The organism is Streptomyces sp. NBC_00390 (assembly GCF_036057275.1).
Classification (GTDB): Bacteria; Actinomycetota; Actinomycetes; order Streptomycetales; family Streptomycetaceae; genus Streptomyces.
In genome coordinates this window covers 1,390,544-1,411,140 of record NZ_CP107945.1, presented here as the reverse complement: position 1 = coordinate 1,411,140, position 20,597 = coordinate 1,390,544, and the positions used below count along the sequence as shown (strand labels likewise).

The following is a 20,597-nucleotide window of genomic DNA, read 5'->3' as shown; positions in this document are numbered from 1 at the left end:
TTGGCCGATGGTGGGGTGGCAGGCCCTGTGAGGGGGCGGATAGGGTCGTGACGGCGCGACTGCCTGTTCGAAAGCAAGGGATAGCAAGGTGACGGACGGAGCAGTTTCTCAGTCTGCGCGGGTGCTCGTCGCGGCTGACAAGTTCAAGGGCTCGCTCACGGCCGTACAGGTCGCCGAGCGAGTGACGGCCGGCCTGAGGCGGGTGCTGCCCGGGCTGGAGGTCGAGACCCTGCCCGTCGCCGACGGCGGCGACGGCACGGTCGCCGCAGCGGTGGCCGCCGGGTTCGAAAGGCGTGAGGTACGGGTGACCGGCCCGCTCGGCGAGCCCGTGACCGCGGCATACGCCTTCCGGGACGGCACCGCAGTCGTCGAGATGGCGGAGGCGTCCGGCCTCCAGCACCTTCCCTCGGGCGTCTTCGCACCGCTCACCGCGACGACCTACGGCTCCGGCGAGCTGCTGCGCGCGGCACTGGACGCAGGCGCCCGGACGATCGTCTTCGGCGTCGGCGGCAGCGCCACGACCGATGGCGGAGCCGGGATGCTGGCCGCGCTCGGGGCACGCTTCCTGGACACGCAGGGGCAGCCGGTCGGACCCGGCGGCGCCGCGCTCGCCGGCCTCGCCGCGGCAGACCTCTCCGGACTCGACCCGCGGGTCAAGGAGGTCCGGCTGGTCCTCGCCAGCGACGTCGACAACCCTCTGACGGGGCCCAAGGGCGCGCCCGCGGTGTACGGCCCCCAGAAGGGCGCGACGCCCGAGGACGTCGCGACCCTGGACGCGGCACTCGCCCACTATGCGGCCGTCCTCGGCCCCGACCAGGCGGCCTCACCGGGCGCGGGTGCGGCCGGCGGCATCGGCTACGGGGCGCTCGTCGCCCTCGGCGCGTCGTTCCGCCCCGGGATCGAGGTCATGCTCGACGTACTGGGCTTCGCACCGGCGCTGGAGCGGGCGACGCTGGTGATCACCGGTGAGGGCTCGCTGGACGAGCAGACCCTCCACGGAAAGGCTCCGGCGGGCGTGGCGGCGGCGGCCCGCGCGGCCGGCAAGGAGGTCGTCGCGGTCTGCGGCCGCCTGGCGCTCCCCCCGGAGGCCCTGGGCCGCGCGGGCATCCGCCGCGCCTACGCCCTCACCGCACTCGAACCGGACCCCGCGAGGTCCATGTCGCAGGCGGGACCGCTGCTGGAGCGCGCGGCGGAGTCGATTGCCCGGGACTTCCTGACCTGACGTCCGGCGGGCCGGCGTCCCTTCGTCGCCGGCCGTACGGGACGGGGACGATGTCCTTCGCGCGGTCCGGCAGCCGGAGGGAGCGAGCCGGGCAGCGATGACGCTCCGGTGGCGGTGGGCTCCATGAGCTGGTGCGTGGCACGCAGGCCGGGCTCGGCAGGTCGCACCCGCAGACCCCGCCCTGCCGAGCCGGACCGTGCCCTGGCAAGGAGCGGGGCACAGCCCCTGCGCGCAGGCTCCTGACCGGCTTCAGGTCCGTGGGTGCCACGTGATCGCGGTCGCCTTGTGCCCGTGCACAACCACTTCACCTCCGTCGCTGGTCAGACACAGCGTCTTCGCTCCGGAGCCTGGACCGGTGCCTTTGCGTGGTGCTCATCTTGGCCCCCACAAGGCACGCCGAGGCGGCGGGCCGGAGGAGGGGGTTCGTATGGCCGCCGCGCTCGAAGTGCGCGCGCTGACCGTTGGGTACGGTCCGGTGAGGGCGTTGCGGGACGTCTGTGTCGACGTACCGGACGGTGCGATCGTCGCCGTTCTCGGCAGCAACGGGGCGGGCAAGTCGACCCTGCTGCGCGCCATCTCCCGCACCCTTGCCTTCCAGCGCGGGCACGCCACCGCCGGCAGCATCCGGTTCGAGGGGCGCCCGCTCGACGGGATGAGTCCCTCCCGGGTCGTCGCCGAGGGAATCGTGCAGATCCCCGAGGGCAGGCAAGTGTTCGCACGGATGACCGTGGCCGACAATCTGCGGGCCGGAACGCTCGGCGTGCGCGGGGGCCGGCGGGAGACCGTCGCGGCACTCCGGCGTGTGCACGAGCTGTTTCCCGTACTGGCCGACCGGGCCGGGCAGAAGGCGGGGCTGCTCTCCGGGGGCGAGCAGCAGATGCTGGCCATGGGGCGCGCCCTGATGGCCCGGCCCCGTCTGCTCCTGCTGGACGAGCCCTCCCTCGGGCTCGCGCCCCTGATGGCGGCCCGTATCGCGGAGACCGTCCAGGAGATCAACGCCGCCGGGACATCGGTGCTCCTGGTCGAGCAGAACGCGGCGATCGCGCTGCGGCTCGCATCGACCGCGTACGTCCTGGACGTCGGCGAAGTCGCCCTCGAGGGTCCGGCGGACGAACTGGCCGCGTCCGACGAGGTCCGCAGGCGCTACCTGGGTGTGGTGGACGAGACCGCCGCGCAGGACGCCGTCCGTGCCGAGGCGGCCGCGCCCGTGCTGCGGAGGTGGTCCGCGTGACCGAGCACGACCGGACCCCCGTCGGGGACACGACCGGCCCCGCCCCTGCCGAGTCCCGTAACGCGGGGGAGGACCGGGACGGCGCGCCGACGCAGCTCACGGATGACCGGACTGTCCCGGCACAGGGCACAGACCAGGAATCGGGTGCCGCCGCAGATCTGCCGGCTGTGGCGGACGGTGCGGAGTCGGGTGACCCCGTCAGTCCCTCGGCCATGGCCAGGACCGTGGCGGCCCACCGGACCACCGCTCTGCCGGCCGGAACCGCATCCGGTGCCGAAGCCGCCCCCGTCTCCGCCCCCGCACTCGTCGTGGACTCCGTCACCGTCCGATTCGCCGGGCTCACCGCCCTCGACGGAGTCTCCTTCACCGTCGAGCCCGGCAGCGTGCACGCCGTCATCGGGCCCAACGGCGCCGGCAAGTCCACCTGCTTCAACGTGCTCTCCGGCGTGTATCGCGCGACATCGGGCAGCGTGCGGGTGGGGGAGCAGGACATCACCGGGCTGGCCCCGCACCGCATCGCCGGCCTCGGTGTCGCCCGCACGTTCCAGAACATCGCGCTTCCGCCCCGCGCCTCCGTCGCCGACAGCCTGCTGCTCGGCCGGCACCGACTCACCCGCGCAGGGTTTCTGGCCACCGGACTGCGGCTGCCCTCAGCGGCTCGCGAGGCACGGCTGCACCGTGAACGCATCGGCGAGATCGCCGAGTTCGTCGGGCTCGCGGACGACCTGAAGCGGCCCGCCGGATCCCTTCCGTACGGCAAGCAGAAACTCGTCGAGCTGGCCCGCGCCCTGTGCATGGAGCCGCGGATCCTGCTGCTCGACGAGCCCGTCGCGGGCATGACCGCCGACGAGCGGCAGCAGAGCGCCGCCGTCATCGCGGGCGTGCGCGACAGCCTCGGCATATCCATCGTGCTGGTCGAACATGACATGGGGGTGGTGATGCGGCTCGCAGACGCCGTGACCGTACTCGACTTCGGACGCCGCATCGCGCACGGCACACCGGCCCAGGTGCAGAGCGACCCGGCCGTCGTCCAGGCGTACCTCGGAACGGAGGGCACGTCATGACGACGTTCACCGAACTCCTTCTCGGCGGGCTCTCCATCGGATCCGTCTATGCCCTGATCGCCCTCGGCTTCGTGGTCATCTTCAAGGCCACCGAGGTCGTCAACTTCGCCCACGCGTCCCTTCTCCTCGCCGGGGGCTATGTCACCGCCGTCCTCCACGACGATCTGGGCTTCTGGCCGGCGCTGGCCGTCGGAATCGCAGGCGCCGCGGTGGTCGGCTCGGCCGTCGAGTACCTCGTCATGCGCCGCTACCGAGGCTCGGATCACAGCGTCCTGGCCATCGTCACCATCGGCGTCGACATCCTGCTGACCACCGAACTCACCCGCCGCATCGGCACCGACGTGCTCGCGCTCGGCGACCCGTGGGGCGACCGCGTCGTGAGCATCGGCGCCCTCACCATCGCCCAGACCCGGATCGCCGCCTTTGTCGCCGCGACCCTGCTCATCACGGCCTTCCTGCTCGCCTTCCGGTACACCTCGTGGGGCGTGGCGATGCGCGCAGCCGCGGAGAATCCCGAGACCGCCGCGCTGATGGGGGTACGTCTGGGGCGGGTCTCGCTCGCCGCCTGGGCCGTCGCGGGCTCGCTCGCGGCCGTCGCGGCGCTGTTCCTCACCGTCTTCCCGACACCCGGCCTCGAACGCGCCACCTCGCTCGCCGCGCTCAAGGCCTTCCCCGCCGCGATCCTCGGCGGTCTGGATTCCACCACCGGAGCCCTCGCCGGAGGACTGATCGTCGGCGTCACCGAGTCGTTCGCGACCGGCTACCAGAGCGAACTGTCCTTCCTGGGCGGGGGAATCGGCGATCTCGCGCCGTACCTGGTGATGCTCGCCGTGCTGCTGGCACGGCCCGCCGGACTCTTCGGCACGAAGGAGCTCGTCCGTGTCTGACACCCTGAGCCCGGGCGGCCTGCGCGCCCGCCTCCGTCCCCTGCGTTCCGACCCGGCGCCCGACCGTCCGGTCCGCCGCCTCGACCTGCGGCGCCCCCGCAGCTACGCCTGGCCGGCCCTCGCTCTCCTGCTGCTCGGCCTCCCCTTCTATCTCGACCGCTTCTGGCTCCAGGCCGGCCTGTTCGCCATGGCAGCCGCGATCGGAGCAATCGGCATCAATCTCCTCACCGGAGCCACCGGGCAGCTGTCCATGGGGCACGCCTTCTTCCTCGCCGTCGGCGCGTACAGCTACTGCATCCTGGCGGGCGCGGACGATTCCGAGAACGGGCACCAGCTCGTCGGCCTGGGACTGCCCACCTGGCTCGCCGCCGTACTCGCCGTGCTGCTCGCCGGTGCCGCGGGCGGCCTGTTCAGTCCCATCGCGGGACGGTTGCGCGGCGCGTACCTCGGCATCGCCACCCTGGCGCTGATCTTCATCGGTCAGCATGTGCTGTTCAACGCCCGTGATCTGACGGGCGGTTTCAACGGCCGCTCCGTTCCGCCGCTGTCCCTGTTCGGCTTCGACTTCGACGACAGTGCTGTAGTGGTCGCGGCCGTGCCGTTCCAGTCGATGGAGAAGCTCTGGTACGTGGCGCTGCTCGCGCTCCTCGCCGGCGGTCTCTTCGCCCGGGGCGTGCTGCGCGGCCGGCCGGGCCGGGCCATGAACGCCCTGCGCGACCACCGCATCGCTGCCGGAGTGATGGGCGTGCCCGTCGCTCGCTACCGCGCCGCGGTGTTCGTCCTGTCCTCGATGTACGCGGGTCTCGCGGGCGTCCTGCTCGCCCTGGTCTTCCAGCGCACGGTCCCCGAGTACTTCGGCATGCTCCTGTCCCTCGAATTCCTCGCCATGATCGTCATCGGCGGCCTCGGCACGGTCGTCGGCGCGGTCGTCGGCGCGGTCTTCGTCTCCCTGCTGCCCCAGATCCTGACCTACTACAGCGACGCTCTTCCGCTGGTCTCCGCCCCTGGCACGGGCGGCGTGGCACCGGCCGAGGCGTCCCGCTATCTGTACGGCGCGGCGGTCGTCGCGGTCGTGCTGTTCCTGCCCGGCGGGCTCACCCGCCCCACTCCTTCCCCTCGGGAGAAATCATGAAATCAAGAACCTGTGCCGCGGCCCTGGCCGTGCTGGCGCTCACCGTCGCAGGATGCAGCGGGAAGGCAACCGGCGGCGACGAAGGCCACAAGGGCGCCGGCGGAGTGAAGACCGGCGTGGGCGTCACCGACAAGACGATCAGCCTCGGCGTCCTCACCGACATGACCGGCGTCTACGCCTCGCTCGGCAAGAGCGTCACCCAGGCCCAGCAGCTGTGGGCGAAGCAGACCAACGCTGCGGGCGGCATCTGCGACCGGAAGATCGAACTGACCGTCCGCGACCATGGCTACGATCCGCAGAAGGCCGTCGCCGGATACACCGAACTCGCGCCGAAGGTGCTCGGCTTCAGCCAGTTCATCGGCTCGCCGTTCGTCGCGGCCATGAAGCAGCGCATCGACGGTCAGGACAAGGCACTGGTAGTGCCGCAGGCCTGGTCCGCCACTCTGCTCGGCAGCCCGTACATCCGCGTCGTGGGGGCCACGTACGACATCGAGACCATCAATGCCGTCGAGTTCCTGCTCGCCGAGAAGCGCATCTCCAAGGGCGACAAGATCGGCCATGTCTTCTTCGAGGGAGACTACGGGGAGAACGCCCTGACCGGCTCCAGGTACGCGGCCGAGCAGGCCGGACTGAAGGTCGTCGAGCAGAAGATCAAGCCGACCGACAACGACATGTCCGCGCAGGTCGCGGCCCTGAAGAAGGCTGGCGTCAAGGCCATTGTCCTCAGCGCGGGGCCGCGCCAGGCAGCCTCTCTGGTCGGCGTCGCAGCGGCCGGCGGCTTCAAGGTCCCCGTCATAGGCAACAGCTCCGCGTTCGCGCCTCAGCTGCTCGCCACCCCGGCCGGCCCGGCGCTGAAGAAGGACTTCTACGTTGCCGCCTCCACGCTCCCCATCGGCGCTCCCGAGGCGGGCCCGGCCACCCTTGCGAAGGAGTACAAGGCGGCCTACCCCAAGGACGGTCTCGACAACGGCGTGGTCGCGGGATACACCGCGGCGAAGATCTACGGTGAGGTGCTGAAGAAGGCCTGTGCGGACAAGGACCTGACCCGGGCGGGCATCGACAAGGCGCTGCTGACTCTCAAGGCGTACGACAGCGGCTTCGGCATCACGCACGACTTCTCGGACCCGGCCGCGCCTTCCACCCGGCAGAGCCTGATCATGAAGCCGGACAGCAAGGTCCCCGGCGGACTGAAGGTGGTCCGCCCCGCGACCGCGTCCAAGGCGGCCGAGTCCTTCAACCCGGCCGGCTGACCTCCACCCATCCGAAGGACCGGGCGCTCCGGGGCCCGGTCCTTCGGCATGACGCCGGGCGCTCCCGGGACGTGCCCGCCGTCCTCACCGACGCGGCCGCGTTCGGCGTCGCGATGTCCTGCGAGGAGCGCACCGGCGCGTTCTGGTCACCCCGAGCACCTGGTGGAGCTCGGCGTCGGCGCCGGCACGTGCTGGCTGCTCCGCGGTATGGCTCCCATCGCCCGCCTGACCACTGTCGAGCCGACCCGGCGGTGCAGGCGGTCGCGGTCAGGCAGACGACCACCGGCCCCGGGCCGGCGCCTTCCTCGCACGCCTGCCCGAACACCCCAACCTGCTTGTCACACCGCTGAGATGGGCCTCGGGTCTGTTCATCGGGACTCGAGGCCGAGGGTCTATCGTGGGCAGCATGTCCGCCCCTGAGCTGATCCGTATCGTCTCCCGCGACTCCCCGATGGCCCTGGCCCAGGTGGAGCGCGTCCGCGCCGAACTGGCCGCGCTCCACCCCCGGATCGCCACCACGGTGGTCCCGGTGAAGACGACCGGTGACAAGTGGATGGGCGACCTTGCTCAGGTCGAGGGCAAGGGCGCCTTCACCAAGGAGGTTGACGCCGCCCTCATCGCCGGAGAAGCGGACCTCGCCGTCCACTGCGTCAAGGACGTCCCCGCCGACCGTCCGCTCCCGGCCGGCACCACCTTCGCCGCCTTTCTCAAGCGCGACGACATTCGCGACGCCCTCATCCACCCCGGCGGCCTCAGCCTGGACGAGCTGCCGCCCGGTGCCCGGATCGGCACCTCCTCGGTCCGCCGCATCGCGCAGCTCGCGGCCTCCCACCCGCATCTGCAGTGTGTCCCGTTCCGTGGCAACGCCAACCGCCGCCTGGACAAACTCGCCTCCGGCGAGGCCGACGCCTTGCTGCTGGCAGCCTCTGGGCTGGAGCGGATCGGCCGCATGGACGTGGTCACCGAGGTCCTGTCACCCGAGCAGATGATGCCGCCGATCGGCGCCGGGATCCTGGCCCTGCAGTGCCGCGAGGACGACACCGCCCTCATCGAGACCGTCAGCGATCTCGGGCACCCCGACACGCACCGCGAGGCGACCGCGGAGCGCATGTTCCTCCATGTCCTCCAAGGCCACTGCAACAGCCCCATCGCCGGCTACGCCAAGGCCGAACGCAGCGGCGAACTGTCCTTGCGCGCTTGCGTGTTCACCCCCGACGGCAAAACCGTCCTCAATGCCCACGAATGGGCCGGACGCCTCGACCCCGCCACCCTCGGCACCTCTGTCGCCGTTGCTCTCCTGCGGCAGGGCGCGCGTGACCTCATCGACAGCATCCCGCACGGACCGGGCTGCCCTGCGTGATCTCCGTCGGCACAGTCCGAGCTCCAACTTGCGGGCGCCGGGGCGCCCGTCCGGGGCATGCCTTCAGCTGAACCGGAGACTCCCGTGCGGCGTTTCCGTCAGCCTCCGAGACCGAAAAAGCACATGCCGCAGTATAGGGGCACAGTAGCCTAGGCCCCTTACCCTTCCGGTCGACGGTTGATGCCGCTCCGCTCTCGCGTTTGCGGGTCGCCCCGCGCGGGCGGAGGGTGAGCCTGGGTACGGTACCCCCGCCCGGCCCCGGAGGGCGTTGCCACGGCAGGTGTGACGAGAGGCTGCTGCTTATGGAGACAGCTCCTGGGGAGCACGAGGGCCAGGGGCACGACGCCACACCGTTCCTGCCCCGTCGGCGCGCGGGTCTGCCCGGGCTGCGCAGGGCGGCGGCCGAGTGCCGCGGATGCCCGCTGTACCGGAACGCGACGCAGACGGTGTTCGGCGAGGGGGAAGCCTCCGCACGCGTCATGCTCATCGGCGAGCAGCCGGGCGACCAGGAGGACCGGCAGGGCAGGCCGTTCGTGGGCCCGGCCGGGAAGGTCCTGATGCGGGCGCTCGGGGAAGCGGGTATCGACCCGGAGCAGGCGTATGTCACCAATGCGGTCAAGCACTTCAAGTTCACCGTCGCCGAGGGACGCAAGCGCCGGATCCACCAGGCACCGAACCTGCGCGAGATGACGGCGTGTCGGCCGTGGCTCCATGCCGAACTGCGGGTCGTGGCACCTGAGGTGGTGGTTGCCTTGGGCGCCACGGCGGGGAAGTCCCTGCTCGGGCCGTCGTTCCGGGTGACTGAGCGGCGGGGTGCCCTGCTGCCCTGGCCCGGTCCCGACGGCGACTCCGGCCGCGGGGTGCGGGGGCTCGTCGCCACGATCCATCCGTCGGCCGTGCTGCGCGCCAAGGACCGCGAGCCGGTCTACCGGGGTCTCGTTGCGGATCTGAGGGTCGTCGCGGGGGTTCTGGATGGCCGGAGGGGTACCCGGGACGCATGACGATCCAGCATCCCGCCGATCGCGGAGGTGAGGAGCGCGGCCGGTTCGCGCGCCTGGCCGAGGCCGTTTCGCGGCTCAGCAGTTCCCCGCTCTTCACCGCGTTCTGCCTGGCCCTGGTAGCCGGCACGATCGCTGTGCCCATCGCAGGGCTGAGCCTGGCCTGGCAGCTGTTCGCCGGGGACTTCATGGCAGCGGTGACTCTGCTGCTCCTGGCACTGCTCAAGAACTCGGAAACTGGGCGGAGTATTTGGTCTCCGCCGACTTCTGGAGCCGTTCCCTGCAGAACTGGCAGTCCGAACTTCTGGCAGTGGCTTCCATGGCCATTCTGTCCGTCTACCTCCGTCAGCGCGGCTCACCGGAGTCCAAGCCCGTCGGCGCCCCGCATACCGCGACCGGCGTCGAAGGCTGAGCGGAACGGCCGTCGGCTGGAACGTCCAACGCCTGGGTCATCACCCTGGGCGGCGGCCTCGGGCCGGAGGCGCCGGCGAGGCCGGGCCATTGTGATGGACACGAAGCCGGTCACGTCCGCCGACCCGGCCGTGCCGGCTCTCCTGGTGAGGCTCCGGGAGGAAGCGTCGGTGTACGTCGCCGGGCCCTCGGCCCGCCGTGCGAAGCTGCCGGTTACCACAGGCCGTACGCCCCGGTCCGTATCGTTACCTCGCTGGGAGAGGACCTGGACGCGCTCGGCTCCGGGTCCTCCTGAGCGGGAACACCGGCGAGGAGGCGCGAGCCGTGCGCAGCGTGGGAGTGGAGGAGGAACTCCTCCTGGTGGACGCGCAGACGGGTGAACCCCGGGCGGTCTCGGCGGCTGTGCTGGCCGTGGCATCAAGGGACGCCGCGGCGGGTGAGGAGCAGGTCTTCGAGTCGGAGCTGCATCGTCAGCAACTGGAGTTCGCCACCCGGCCACAGACCCGGATGGAGGAACTCGCGGCCGAGATCCGACGGTGCCGGGCCGAGGCGGCGCAACACGCCGAGGACATGGGGGTCGCCGTCGCGGCCCTCGCCACGTCGCCTCTCCCGGTCAGTCCGTCCGTGGCCGGCGGCAGGCGTTACCACTGGATGGCCGAACGCTTCGGGCTCACCGCGCAGGAACAGCTCACCTGCGGATGTCATGTCCACATCTCCGTGGACTCCGACGAAGAGGGCGTCGCCGTCCTGGACCGGATCCGCCCCTGGCTGTCCGTCCTGATCGCCCTGAGCGCCAACTCTCCGTTCTGGCAAGGCCAGGACAGCCACTACAGCAGCTACCGCAGCCAGGTCTGGGGGCGCTGGCCCTCCGCCGGACCGGCGCAGATCTTCGGCTCCGCCGACCACTACCACCAACAAGTTCGGGACATGATCGGCACCGGAGTCCTCCGGGACGAAGGAATGATCTACTTCGACGCCCGGCTCTCCCACCGCTACCCCACGGTCGAAGTCCGGGTCGCGGACGTCTGTCTGAACCCGGACTCGACCGTGCTCCTCGCTGTCCTCATCCGCGGCCTGGTCGAGACCGCTGCCCGCCAGTGGCAGGCTGGAGCGCCCCCGGCACGCCACGGCGAGCTCCTGCTGAGACTCGCCGCATGGCAGGCTTCCCGCTACGGCCTGGAAAACCGGCTACTTCACCCCCGGACGATGCGTCCTGCGCCCGCGGAAACCGTGGTGACCGCCCTGTTCGACCACGTGCGCGACGCACTCGACGACCACGGCGACACACGTCCCGCCCAGGAAGCACTGGCCGGACTGCTGAGGACGGGCAACGGAGCGTCCCTGCAACGCGCGATCCTGGAACGGACCGGCAGTCTCCGCGACGTCGTCACCGAGTGCGTGCACCTCACCAGAGAACAGCGCCCGCGTCCCTGATCAGCCGCCCTGCGCGGCCTCCCCTCAAAAGCTGTACGTCGTCCCGTGCCCACGTCCGGGGACGGTTGCGCCCCGGACGTGCCGCCGGACTCCAGGCCAGGGGGTCACACGGGACCGGAATCGGGCCTGCCGACAGTCATACCCGGCGGATGCCCCGTTTGCTCCGCTGTCATGGCGTCCGAGGCGTCAATGACGTCTGCGGCGTCTGCAGGTGGTAGACGGCGAACGCGCGGCCGATCACGGGCTGGGCCACATTCCGTACGCGTACGCCACCCGCCGTCATGCCGTGCTCTACGCCGCGGTGCGCGTGGCCGTGGACGGCCAGGTCCGCCCCGCCCTCGTCCACCGCCTCGGCCAGCAGATAGCTGCCCAGGAACGGATAGATCTCGGGCGGCTCGCCGGCGAGGGTGTCCGGTACCGGTGAGAAGTGCGTCAGAGCGATCCGAACGGCGCTGCCCTCCTCCGCGAGCGTGTCGAGCGCGCGGCGCAGGCTCGCCGCCAAGCGGCGGGTGTAGCGGACGAACTCCCTCATCACCGGCTCACCGAACTCGCCGGCGCTCCGGCCGGCGTAACCACCGCCGAAGCCTTTGGTACCGGCGATGCCGACGTTGGTACCGCGGATGTCCAGCACGGTGCCGTCGCCCTCGAGGACAGTGACGCCGACTTCGCTCAGCACAGCCGTCACCTCGGCCTCTCGGTTGCTGTGGTAGTCGTGATTGCCGAGGACCGCGACGACCGGAACCGCCAGGTTTGCCACTTCCGCAGCGACGACCTCGGCCTCCGCGACCGTGCCGTGGCGAGTGAGATCGCCCGCGAGCAGCAGCATGTCGGCGCACTCCCCGAGGGTGTCGAAGGCGGGCCTGAGCAAACCCCGGCAGTCCTCGCCGAGATGGATGTCGCCGACGGCAGCTATCCGGATCACGGGAGGTCCTCCCGCCGGTCGGGGGCGGCGGTGGAGGCGATGACCAGGTCGGAGCGGACAGGGCTGTCGCCGATGGTCTCTGCTGCGATGCGCAGGATCTCGTCCCGGTGGGACGCAGTGGCGACGGTGCCGCAGAGCAGCACGGCACCACCGCGCTCCTCGATGCTTATGCCCAGTTCGGCGAGGTCGTCACCGGCGAGACGCTCGCGCAGGCGCGCGATGCGGTACTCGTTCTCGCCGGTGCCGGTGGGAGTCATGGCCGGGCCTCCCCTGGCTCCCTGGGCTCGATGACGCCCAGCCGCTCGAGGAGATACAAGAAGGCGTCCGGCAGCGGCTCCTGCTGGTGCTCGGCCCGCAGCGCGTCCCAGTCGATGAGCTCGCGCAGTGTCCGGGCGATCGTGAGCAGCGGGCCGAAGTCGCAGTGGTGCTCGGACAGGGCGGCGAGCCGACTGCTCAAGAGGTCGTACGGTGTCAGGACCGACATCCGCACGGAGTCGACGGGGAGCACGGGCGCGCTCTCCAGCATCTCGCTGGTCACCGGTCGGTGGGCCAGCTCGAAGATCAGGTCGATCTCCTCGCCGCCCGCCCGGGCCTTGACCAGCCAGTCCTCCGGTGCCGGCACGATTTCGACTCCGCCCTGGCGCAGCGCCTCGACAACCCCGTCGACGTCCTCGTGTCTGATGCAGAAGTCCGTGTCGTGCTTGAGGACCGCGGGGACTCCGTGTGCGTGCGCCGCGACACTGCCGGCCAGTGCGAAGGGATATCCAGACATCTTCAGCAGTGAGGCCACCTGCTTGGTCGTCTCCAGGATCGCCTGTGTGTGGTCCCTGGGCAGGCTGTGGGATTCATCGCCCTCCAAGCCGTGGAGCGCGGGTACGGCAACCGTGCCGGACTCCATGGCCCCGTCGGCGCCATTGATGTGCAGCCGTTCACCTTCGCGCCGAGTCTCCTTGGCGTGGTTCATGAGGGGACTCCATCCTCCCGGACCGTCAACTCCTGCCACCGCCGGTGGACTCCCCCGTTTCGCGTCTACCCGCCCCTTGCAGGGGAAACATCGCGGCCGAGGCCTCCGCCATCACATCGCGGCGAACGCAAAGCACGCGAAGGCGGCGGGGCTCAACCGGTAGGGAGTGAGTCGTCCTGCCCCTGCCTCCTGTGACGGCCTCGTGCGGGTTCAGCGGCCGAGGGCCTGGCGCAACTCCTGCTTGTTCATCGAGGAACGTCCCTCGATGTTCTTCTTCTTGGCCTCCTCGTACAACTGGTCCCGGGTCGGTCCCTGGGACCCGCTGTGGGACCGCTCACCTCCCCGCTGCGAAGCGGACTTCCGGTCCTGTGTGGACGTCTTGCTCGCGGTCTTCGACTCGCCGGAGCGCGCCCGCTCCTTGTTGACGGTGCGCGCGGCAAGCTCCTTCGCACGTCCGGTGGAGGCACCGCGCTTCTCGGCGCTTTCCTTGATGTGCTCGTACTGACGCTCCCGCTTGGAGCTGGAACCTGCAGGCATGACTTTCCTCCATCGAATTTTCCCGGCGCGGCACCCGAGCCCATTCGGCGTCACTCTGCGCCTGCCCGCAACCCGAGCTCCTCACGCCCCGCCCCACACACCCCTTCCGGCCACCGATTCCACCGGAGGACGGGGCGGTGGCATGCCGTTAGACGGCCGGAGCCTGGGGAACCCGCGCCCTGGGAGCCGCACGCTCCCTGACCGCACAAGGAGAGCCTGCAATGACGACGGCACGAGAAATCATGACGGGCGGCGCCGAATGCATCGGCGCCGAGGAGACAGTTCTGGAGGCAGCCCACAAGATGAAGCAGCTCGGCGTCGGCGCGCTGCCCATCTGCGGCACGGACAACAAGCTCAAGGGAATGCTCACCGACCGCGACATCACGGTGAAGGTCCTCGGCAACGACAGGGACCCTGCACAGGTCAAGGCCGGCGAGCTCGCGCAGGGCGAGGCTGTCACGATCGGCGCCGACGACGACGCCGAGGAAATCCTGCGGACCATGACCCAGCACAAGGTCCGCCGCCTGCCTGTGATCGACGGGCACGACCTGGTCGGTGTGGTCTCACAGGCCGACGTCGCCCGCGCCCTGCCCAACCCCGAAGTAGGCGACTTGGTGGAAGCACTGTCCAGCGACTGACCCAGGGCACGCCGCGGGAATCGGGCAGCGTGCCGCCGGTCCGCGTCTACAAGGGCGGGCGGGCTGCTGGGGATGCTCCACCGCCGGCCGCGCACGCGCGACATGGCTGAGGGCCCGGATGCATTCGCATCCGGGCCCTCAGCCATGTCCATCCTCGGCACCTACGGCACCTGCGCCGCCCGCGCCTCGCGGCTCTCGCGGCGATTGTCGCGGAACGTGTTCACCCGCCGTGCCGTCGCGAACAGCGGAATCGTCGCCGCCATCACGATCTGCAGCGCGCATCCCGTCTGGAGCAGTACGTGACCGCCCGGCGCGGCGAACGCCCACGCCGCCAGCATCCCCATCGCCGAGACGATCCAGCCGAGCATCGCCACCGCGAGGACGCCCCGCGGCTTCGGGTACTCGACCCGGCTCACCATCAGCCATGCCGTGCCGATGATCGCCAGCAGTGTCGGCACGAACGGCAGCTCCAGCAGCACGATCGAGACCACCGTGAGCGCGCCGAAGGGGCTCGGCATGCCCTGGAACATACCGTCCTTCATGGTCACACACGAGAATCTCGCGAGTCTGAGAACCACCGCCAGCAGCACCACGATCGCGGCCACCGCCGAGACCTTCTGGTGGGCGTTGTCGCTGACCATTCCGTAGACGAGCACGAAGTACGCCGGCGCGAGTCCGAAGCTGATCAGGTCGGAGAGGTTGTCCAGCTCCGCGCCCATCGGCGAGCTGCGCAGCTTGCGCGCCACGAGTCCGTCGCAGAGGTCGAAGATCGCCGCGAGCAGCATGAGGATCACGGCGGTCGCGGCGCTGTGCCGCGCCATGCCGGTCTCCGCGCTGCCCTGAAGGTCCGGGATGAGGATTCCGGTGGTGGTGAAGTACACCGCCATGAATCCGCACGTCGCGTTGCCGAGCGTGAGCGTGTCCGCTATCGAGAGGCGCAGAGAGAGGGGCATCTCCTCCGCGTCGTCCTCTTCCTCGGTCTCGCCGGCCCAGTTCGCCTGTGTATCGGGATCAATCACGGTCAATGCGAGTCACCCCCGCAGTCGTGGTCTGACCCACCTCGACCGCGACATCGACACCCTCCGGAAGGTAGATGTCAACGCGCGACCCGAAGCGGATCAGGCCGATGCGATCGCCCTGCTCGACCTTGGTGCCCTGCGGGATGTAGGGCACGATGCGGCGCGCGACCGCGCCGGCGATCTGCACCATCTCGATGTCGCCGAGTTCGGTGTCGAAGTGCCAGACAACGCGCTCGTTGTTCTCGCTCTCCTTGTTGAACGCCGGGACGAACCCGCCCGGGATGTGCTCGACCGACGTCACCGTGCCGGCCAGCGGCGCGCGGTTGACGTGGACATTCAGCGGGCTCATGAAGATCGCGACGCGGGTGCGTCCGTCCTTCCACGGCATGATGCTCTGCACCACGCCGTCGGCAGGCGAAATGACCCGCCCCTGTGCGATCTCGCGCTCGGGGTCGCGGAAGAACCACAGCATGCCCGCCGCAAGCGCGGTGGTGGGCACGGCGATGGCCGCGGCACGCTTCGACCGGCGCGCACGCACCAGGCTCAGCGCCGCGGTCGCGACGGTCGGCAGAAGCCACGGCGATGCTCCGCGCGCGAGGCGGACACGGCCGCGAGGTGCAGAGGTTTGGCTGTGGGGCATGGATGACCTTCGTAGCGGATGATGCCGCGCTGGCATGGGGGACGGCGGCTTTCCGGCGATGTTATCGGGTACAACCCGTAACTGGGAAAGCCGGCAGCCGAGTCGTCGGCCGGAAGATGATGACAGGGTGTGATCTCCTTCGCGGCCGAACCGACTCGAAAGCGACAATCAACCCTGGAACCGGTACTCCTCGAGCAGCCGACGACCAATGATCATTTTCTGGATCTCGGCGGTACCTTCACCGATCAGCAGCATCGGGGCCTCACGGTAGAGGCGCTCGATCTCGTACTCCTTGGAGAAGCCGTAGCCGCCGTGGATCCGGAAGGCGTCCTCGACGACTTCCTTGCAGTATTCGGAGGCGAGGTACTTCGCCATCCCTGCCTCCAGGTCGTTTCGCTCCCCGGAGTCCTTTTTGCGTGCCGCGTTCACCATCATGGCATGGGCGGCCTCGACCTTGGTAGCCATCTCAGCCAGCTTGAACTGAATCGCCTGATGCTGGGCGATCGGCTTGCCGAAAGTGTGGCGCTGCTGGGCATAGGAGACGCCCAGTTCGAACGCACGCTGCGCGACTCCGCAGCCACGTGCCGCGACATTCACCCGGCCGACCTCGACGCCGTCCATCATTTGGTAAAACCCTCGGCCGGTGGTGCCGCCGAGTACCCGATTGGCCGGAATGCGCAGTCCGTCCATGATGAGTTCGGTCGTGTCGACGCCCTTGTAACCCATCTTGTCGATCTTCCCGGGGATGGTGAGGCCGGGACGGACCTCTCCGAAGCCGGGCTCCTTCTCCACGAGGAAGGTCGTCATCGACTTGTGGGGCGCGGTGCCCTCGGGGTGTCCTTCGTCACTCCGGCACAGAACGGCGACCAGATTGGACGTTCCACCGTTCGTGAGCCACATCTTCTGGCCGTTGAGGACGTACTCGTCGCCGTCCTTGACGCCCTTGGACGTGATGGCCGAAACGTCGGAGCCCAGGGCCGGCTCGGACATCGAGAACGCGCCGCGCACCTCACCCAGCGCCATGCGCGGCAGGAAGGTGTCCTTCTGCTCCTGCGTGCCGTGCTGCTTGAGCATGTACGCCACGATGAAGTGCGTGTTGATGATGCCCGACACGGACATCCAGCCACGGGCGATCTCCTCGACGCACAGCGCGTACGTCAGGAGCGACTCGCCCAGGCCGCCGTACTCCTCCGGGATCATCAGCCCGAACAGACCGAGCTCCTTGAGGCCCTCGACGATCTGCGTCGGGTACTCGTCCTTGTGCTCCAGCTGGGTGGCGACAGGGATGATCTCCTTGTCGACGAAGTCCCGCACGGTGGCCAGGATCTCCTGCTGGACATCGGTCAGACCGTGGGTCTGGGCGAGTCGCGCCATGGCTACTTCTCCTGCTGCTTCAGCTCCGGGCGGCCGGGCTGCTCGCCGCCGCGCTCCTTGATGTACGTCTCGGTCGGGACCATCACCTTGCGCCGGAAGACGCAGACGAGGGTGCCGTCCTGCTTGTAGCCCTTGGTCTCGACATAGACGATCCCGCGGTCGTTCTTCGACTTCGAGGGGGTCTTGTCGAGGACCGTGGTCTCGCCGTAGATCGTGTCGCCGTGGAAGGTCGGCGCCACGTGCCGCAGCGACTCGATCTCCAGGTTGGCGATCGCCTTGCCGGAGACGTCCGGCACGGACATGCCGAGCAGCAGCGAGTAGATGTAGTTCCCTACGACGACGTTCTTGCCGAAGTCCGTCGTGTTCTCCGCATAGTTGACGTCCATGTGGAGCGGGTGGTGGTTCATGGTGAGCAGACAGAAGAGGTGGTCGTCGTACTCCGTGACCGTCTTCCCGGGCCAGTGCTTGTAGACGGCCCCGACCTCGAACTCCTCGTAGGTGCGTCCGAACTGCATGGTCAGGCCTCCGGGATCTCGAACTTGCTGGTGCGCTGCATGCCGGCGGCGCGGCCCTTGCCGGAGATGACCAGGGCCATCTTGCGGCTGGCCTCGTCGATCATCTCGTCGCCGAGCATCGCGGAGCCCTTCTTGCCGCCCGCCTCGGAGGTGAAGTAGTCGTACGCGTCGAGGATGAGCTCGGCGTGGTCGTAGTCCTCCTGGGAGGGCGAGAAGATCTCGTTGGCCGCGTCGACCTGGCCGGGGTGCAGCACCCACTTGCCGTCGAAGCCGAGGGCCGCGGCGCGCTGTGCGACCGCCTTGTAGCCGTCGACGTTCTTGATCTGCAGGTAAGGGCCGTCGATCGCCTGCAGGTTGTTGGCGCGGGCGGCCATGAGGATCTTCATCAGGATGAAGTGGTAGGCGTCGGCCGGGTAGCCGGGCGGCTGCTCGCCGACGACCAGGGACTTCATGTTGATGGAGGCCATGAAGTCGGCAGGGCCGAAGATGATCGTCTCGACGCGCGGGGAGGCCTGCGCGATCGCGTTGACGTTGTTCAGGCCCTGCGCGTTCTCGATCTGCGCCTCGATGCCGATCTTGCCGACCTCGAAGCCCATGGTCTTCTCGATCTGGGTGAGCAGCAGGTCGAGCGCGACGATCTGCTGGGCGTCCTGGACCTTCGGCAGCATGATGCAGTCGAGGTTCTGGCCCGCGCCCTCCACGACCGTGACGACGTCACGGTACGTCCAGTGCGTCGTCCAGTCGTTGACCCGCACGACACGCGTCTTACCGGTCCAGTCGCCCTCGTTCAGGAACTTCACGATGGTGTGCCGGGCATCCGGCTTGGCGAGCGGCGCGCAGGCGTCCTCCAGGTCCAGGAAGACCTGGTCGGCCGGCAGACCCTGGGCCTTCTCCAGGAAGCGCGGGTTCGAGCCCGGCACGGCCAGGCAGGAACGGCGCGGACGGAGACGGTTCACCGGGTGGATCGGCGTGGTCATGCGGGGACCTCCAGAGGGTCGAGCTTGTTCGCTTTCCGGATCTCGTCGACGATACGGCCGATGATCTCCGTGATACCGAAGTCCTTCGGGGTGAAAACGGCGGCGACTCCCGCACGCTTCAGGTCCTCGGCGTCGCTGTTGGGAATGATCCCTCCCGCGATCACCGGGATGTCATGGGCCCCCGCCTCACGCAGGCGGGTCAGCACGTCCGGGACCAGCTCGGCGTGCGAGCCGGACAGGATCGACAGGCCCACACAGTGCACGTCCTCCGCGAGCGCGGCGCTGACGATCTGCTCCGGGGTGAGCCGGATGCCCTGGTAGACCACCTCGAAGCCGGCGTCACGGGCCCGTACGGCGATCTGCTCCGCGCCGTTGGAGTGCCCGTCGAGACCGGGCTTGCCGACCAGCAGCCGCAGCCGGCCCGAGCCGAGCTCCTCGGCGGTGCGGGCCACCTTCTCGCGGACCAGGGCGAGCGGGGTGCCCGCCTCGGCCGTCACGGCCACCGGCGCGGACGAGACGCCCGTCGGGGCGCGGAACTCGCCGAACACATCGCGCAGCGCCCAGGACCACTCGCCGGTGGTGACACCCGCGCGGGCGCACTCGACGGTGGCTTCCATCATGTTCTCGGTCCCGGCGGCGGCCTTCTTCAGCGCGGCGAGCGCCTCCGTCGCACGGGCCTCGTCACGGTTGTCGCGCCACTCGTGCAGCTTGGCGACCACGCGGGCCTCGTTCGCCGGGTCGACCGTCATGATCGCCGTGTCGAGGTCCGCGGTGAGCGGGTTGGGCTCGGTGGTCTCGAAGATGTTGACGCCGATGATCTTCTCGTCGCCCGCCTCGATCCGGGCCCGCCGCTCGGCGTGCGAGGACACCAGCTGCGACTTGAGGTAACCGGACTCGACGGCCGCCATGGCGCCGCCCATCTCCTGGATCCGGTCGATCTCCGCCAGGCACTCGGCGACCAGGGCCTCCACCTTGGCCTCGATGACATGCGAGCCGGCGAAGATGTCCTCGTACTCCAGCAGATCCGACTCGTGCGCGAGCACCTGCTGGATGCGCAGCGACCACTGCTGGTCCCAGGGCCGGGGCAGACCCAGCGCCTCGTTCCAGGCGGGAAGCTGCACGGCACGCGCACGGGCGTCCTTCGACAGCGTCACGGCGAGCATCTCGAGGACGATGCGCTGGACGTTGTTCTCCGGCTGAGCCTCGGTCAGACCGAGGGAGTTGACCTGCACGCCGTAGCGGAACCGGCGCTGCTTGTCGTTCTCGATGCCGTACCGCTCACGCGTGACCTTGTCCCAGATGCGGCCGAAGGCGCGCATCTTGCACATCTCCTCGATGAAGCGGACGCCCGCGTTCACGAAGAAGGAGATGCGGGCGACGACATCGCCGAACTTCTCGGCGGGCACCTGGCCGGAGTCGCGGACCGCGTCCAGCACGGCTATCGCGGTGGACATCGCGTACGCGATCTCCTGGACCGGCGTGGCCCCCGCCTCCTGCAGGTGGTAGCTGCAGATGTTGATCGGGTTCCACTTGGGGATGTTGGCCACCGTGTACGTGATCATGTCGGTGGTCAGGCGCAGCGAAGGACCGGGCGGGAAGACATGCGTCCCGCGCGACAGGTACTCCTTGACGATGTCGTTCTGCGTCGTCCCCTGGAGCTTGGTGATGTCCGCGCCCTGTTCCTCGGCGACCACCTGGTACAGCGCCAGCAGCCACATGGCGGTGGCGTTGATGGTCATCGAGGTGTTCATCTGCTCCAGGGGAATCTCCTGGAACAGCCTGCGCATGTCACCGAGGTGCGAGACCGGGACCCCGACCCGGCCCACCTCGCCGCGGGCGAGGATGTGGTCGGGGTCGTAGCCGGTCTGCGTCGGCAGGTCGAACGCGACCGACAGGCCGGTCTGGCCCTTGGCGAGATTGCGCCGGTACAGCTCGTTGGACGCCTCGGCCGTGGAGTGGCCGGCGTACGTCCGCATGAGCCACGGCCGGTCCTTCTGGCGCTCTGTCATCTAACAGGCCTCT

Annotated in this window: 20 protein-coding genes and 1 pseudogene; 11 read left to right on the top strand and 10 right to left on the bottom strand. The window is 69.5% G+C overall.

Annotation, left to right across the window (positions count from 1 at the left end; translation table 11 throughout):
• Window positions 1-88: 88 nt before the first annotated feature.
• The 10 genes and pseudogenes from OHS70_RS06085 (at window position 89) to OHS70_RS06040 (ending at window position 10,989) form a co-directional block, all read left to right on the top strand.
• The gene (locus OHS70_RS06085) at window positions 89-1,222 is read left to right on the top strand and encodes a glycerate kinase (RefSeq protein ID WP_328394439.1); all 1,134 of its coding nucleotides are present in this window, start codon (window positions 89-91) and stop codon (window positions 1,220-1,222) included.
• Window positions 1,223-1,649: 427 nt separating this feature from the next.
• Complete coding sequence (locus tag OHS70_RS06080) at window positions 1,650-2,453, top strand: ABC transporter ATP-binding protein (RefSeq protein WP_328394437.1); 804 nt, start codon at window positions 1,650-1,652, stop codon at window positions 2,451-2,453.
• Window positions 2,454-2,665: 212 nt separating this feature from the next.
• Window positions 2,666-3,517, top strand: a complete 852-nt coding sequence (locus tag OHS70_RS06075; RefSeq protein WP_328405443.1) for an ABC transporter ATP-binding protein — start codon at window positions 2,666-2,668, stop codon at window positions 3,515-3,517.
• Window positions 3,514-4,404 (top strand): branched-chain amino acid ABC transporter permease, encoded by an 891-nt coding sequence (locus OHS70_RS06070; protein WP_328394435.1) that lies wholly within the window; start codon window positions 3,514-3,516, stop codon window positions 4,402-4,404. The genes OHS70_RS06075 and OHS70_RS06070 overlap by 4 nt, the downstream gene beginning before the upstream one ends.
• A gap of 40 nt (window positions 4,405-4,444) precedes the next feature.
• Window positions 4,445-5,536 (top strand): branched-chain amino acid ABC transporter permease, encoded by a 1,092-nt coding sequence (locus tag OHS70_RS06065; protein WP_384039376.1) that lies wholly within the window; start codon window positions 4,445-4,447, stop codon window positions 5,534-5,536.
• Window positions 5,533-6,786, top strand: a complete 1,254-nt coding sequence (locus OHS70_RS06060) for an ABC transporter substrate-binding protein (RefSeq protein ID WP_328394433.1) — start codon at window positions 5,533-5,535, stop codon at window positions 6,784-6,786. The genes OHS70_RS06065 and OHS70_RS06060 overlap by 4 nt, the downstream gene beginning before the upstream one ends.
• A gap of 406 nt (window positions 6,787-7,192) precedes the next feature.
• Window positions 7,193-8,146 carry a hydroxymethylbilane synthase gene (hemC, locus tag OHS70_RS06055; protein ID WP_328394431.1) on the top strand — a complete coding sequence of 318 codons (954 nt, stop codon included), beginning with the start codon at window positions 7,193-7,195 and terminating at the stop codon, window positions 8,144-8,146.
• Window positions 8,147-8,448: 302 nt separating this feature from the next.
• The gene (locus OHS70_RS06050; protein ID WP_328394429.1) at window positions 8,449-9,147 is read left to right on the top strand and encodes a UdgX family uracil-DNA binding protein; all 699 of its coding nucleotides are present in this window, start codon (window positions 8,449-8,451) and stop codon (window positions 9,145-9,147) included.
• 232 nt (window positions 9,148-9,379) lie between these two features.
• Window positions 9,380-9,556 (top strand): annotated as a pseudogene (locus tag OHS70_RS06045) (DUF6766 family protein); the annotation flags it as partial.
• Between the two features lie 323 nt (window positions 9,557-9,879).
• Window positions 9,880-10,989, top strand: coding sequence for a glutamate--cysteine ligase 2 (locus tag OHS70_RS06040; RefSeq protein ID WP_328394427.1), 1,110 nt, complete (start codon window positions 9,880-9,882; stop codon window positions 10,987-10,989).
• 169 nt (window positions 10,990-11,158) lie between these two features.
• Here OHS70_RS06040 and OHS70_RS06035 read toward each other — a convergent pair whose 3' ends face one another.
• The 4 genes from OHS70_RS06035 to OHS70_RS06020 form a co-directional block, all read right to left on the bottom strand.
• On the bottom strand, window positions 11,159-11,911 hold the full coding sequence (locus tag OHS70_RS06035) for a metallophosphoesterase family protein (protein WP_328394425.1): 753 nt from the start codon (window positions 11,909-11,911) through the stop codon (window positions 11,159-11,161).
• On the bottom strand, window positions 11,908-12,168 hold the full coding sequence (locus OHS70_RS06030) for a BON domain-containing protein (RefSeq protein WP_328394423.1): 261 nt from the start codon (window positions 12,166-12,168) through the stop codon (window positions 11,908-11,910). The genes OHS70_RS06035 and OHS70_RS06030 overlap by 4 nt, the downstream gene beginning before the upstream one ends.
• A complete protein-coding gene (locus tag OHS70_RS06025) occupies window positions 12,165-12,875 on the bottom strand; it encodes a hypothetical protein (RefSeq protein ID WP_328394421.1) in 711 nt (236 codons plus the stop codon). The genes OHS70_RS06030 and OHS70_RS06025 overlap by 4 nt, the downstream gene beginning before the upstream one ends.
• Before the next feature lie 210 nt (window positions 12,876-13,085).
• Window positions 13,086-13,412 carry a plasmid stabilization protein gene (locus OHS70_RS06020; protein ID WP_328394419.1) on the bottom strand — a complete coding sequence of 109 codons (327 nt, stop codon included), beginning with the start codon at window positions 13,410-13,412 and terminating at the stop codon, window positions 13,086-13,088.
• A 221-nt stretch (window positions 13,413-13,633) separates the two neighbouring features.
• Here OHS70_RS06020 and OHS70_RS06015 point away from each other — a divergent pair, with 221 nt between their 5' ends.
• Complete coding sequence (locus tag OHS70_RS06015; RefSeq protein WP_328394417.1) at window positions 13,634-14,050, top strand: CBS domain-containing protein; 417 nt, start codon at window positions 13,634-13,636, stop codon at window positions 14,048-14,050.
• A gap of 161 nt (window positions 14,051-14,211) precedes the next feature.
• Here OHS70_RS06015 and pssA read toward each other — a convergent pair whose 3' ends face one another.
• The 6 genes from pssA to OHS70_RS05985 all read right to left on the bottom strand — a co-directional run bounded on the left by pssA (window position 14,212) and on the right by OHS70_RS05985 (window position 20,584).
• Window positions 14,212-15,069, bottom strand: a complete 858-nt coding sequence (pssA, locus tag OHS70_RS06010; protein ID WP_328405438.1) for a CDP-diacylglycerol--serine O-phosphatidyltransferase — start codon at window positions 15,067-15,069, stop codon at window positions 14,212-14,214.
• A complete protein-coding gene (locus OHS70_RS06005; protein ID WP_328394415.1) occupies window positions 15,062-15,709 on the bottom strand; it encodes a phosphatidylserine decarboxylase in 648 nt (215 codons plus the stop codon). The genes pssA and OHS70_RS06005 overlap by 8 nt, the downstream gene beginning before the upstream one ends.
• Window positions 15,710-15,877: 168 nt before the next feature.
• Window positions 15,878-17,083 (bottom strand): acyl-CoA dehydrogenase family protein, encoded by a 1,206-nt coding sequence (locus tag OHS70_RS06000; RefSeq protein WP_328394413.1) that lies wholly within the window; start codon window positions 17,081-17,083, stop codon window positions 15,878-15,880.
• A 2-nt stretch (window positions 17,084-17,085) separates the two neighbouring features.
• Complete coding sequence (locus OHS70_RS05995) at window positions 17,086-17,598, bottom strand: MaoC family dehydratase (RefSeq protein ID WP_099932427.1); 513 nt, start codon at window positions 17,596-17,598, stop codon at window positions 17,086-17,088.
• Between the two features lie 2 nt (window positions 17,599-17,600).
• Complete coding sequence (locus OHS70_RS05990; RefSeq protein ID WP_328394408.1) at window positions 17,601-18,575, bottom strand: HpcH/HpaI aldolase/citrate lyase family protein; 975 nt, start codon at window positions 18,573-18,575, stop codon at window positions 17,601-17,603.
• Complete coding sequence (locus tag OHS70_RS05985; protein WP_328394406.1) at window positions 18,572-20,584, bottom strand: protein meaA; 2,013 nt, start codon at window positions 20,582-20,584, stop codon at window positions 18,572-18,574. The genes OHS70_RS05990 and OHS70_RS05985 overlap by 4 nt, the downstream gene beginning before the upstream one ends.
• Window positions 20,585-20,597: the final 13 nt, after the last annotated feature.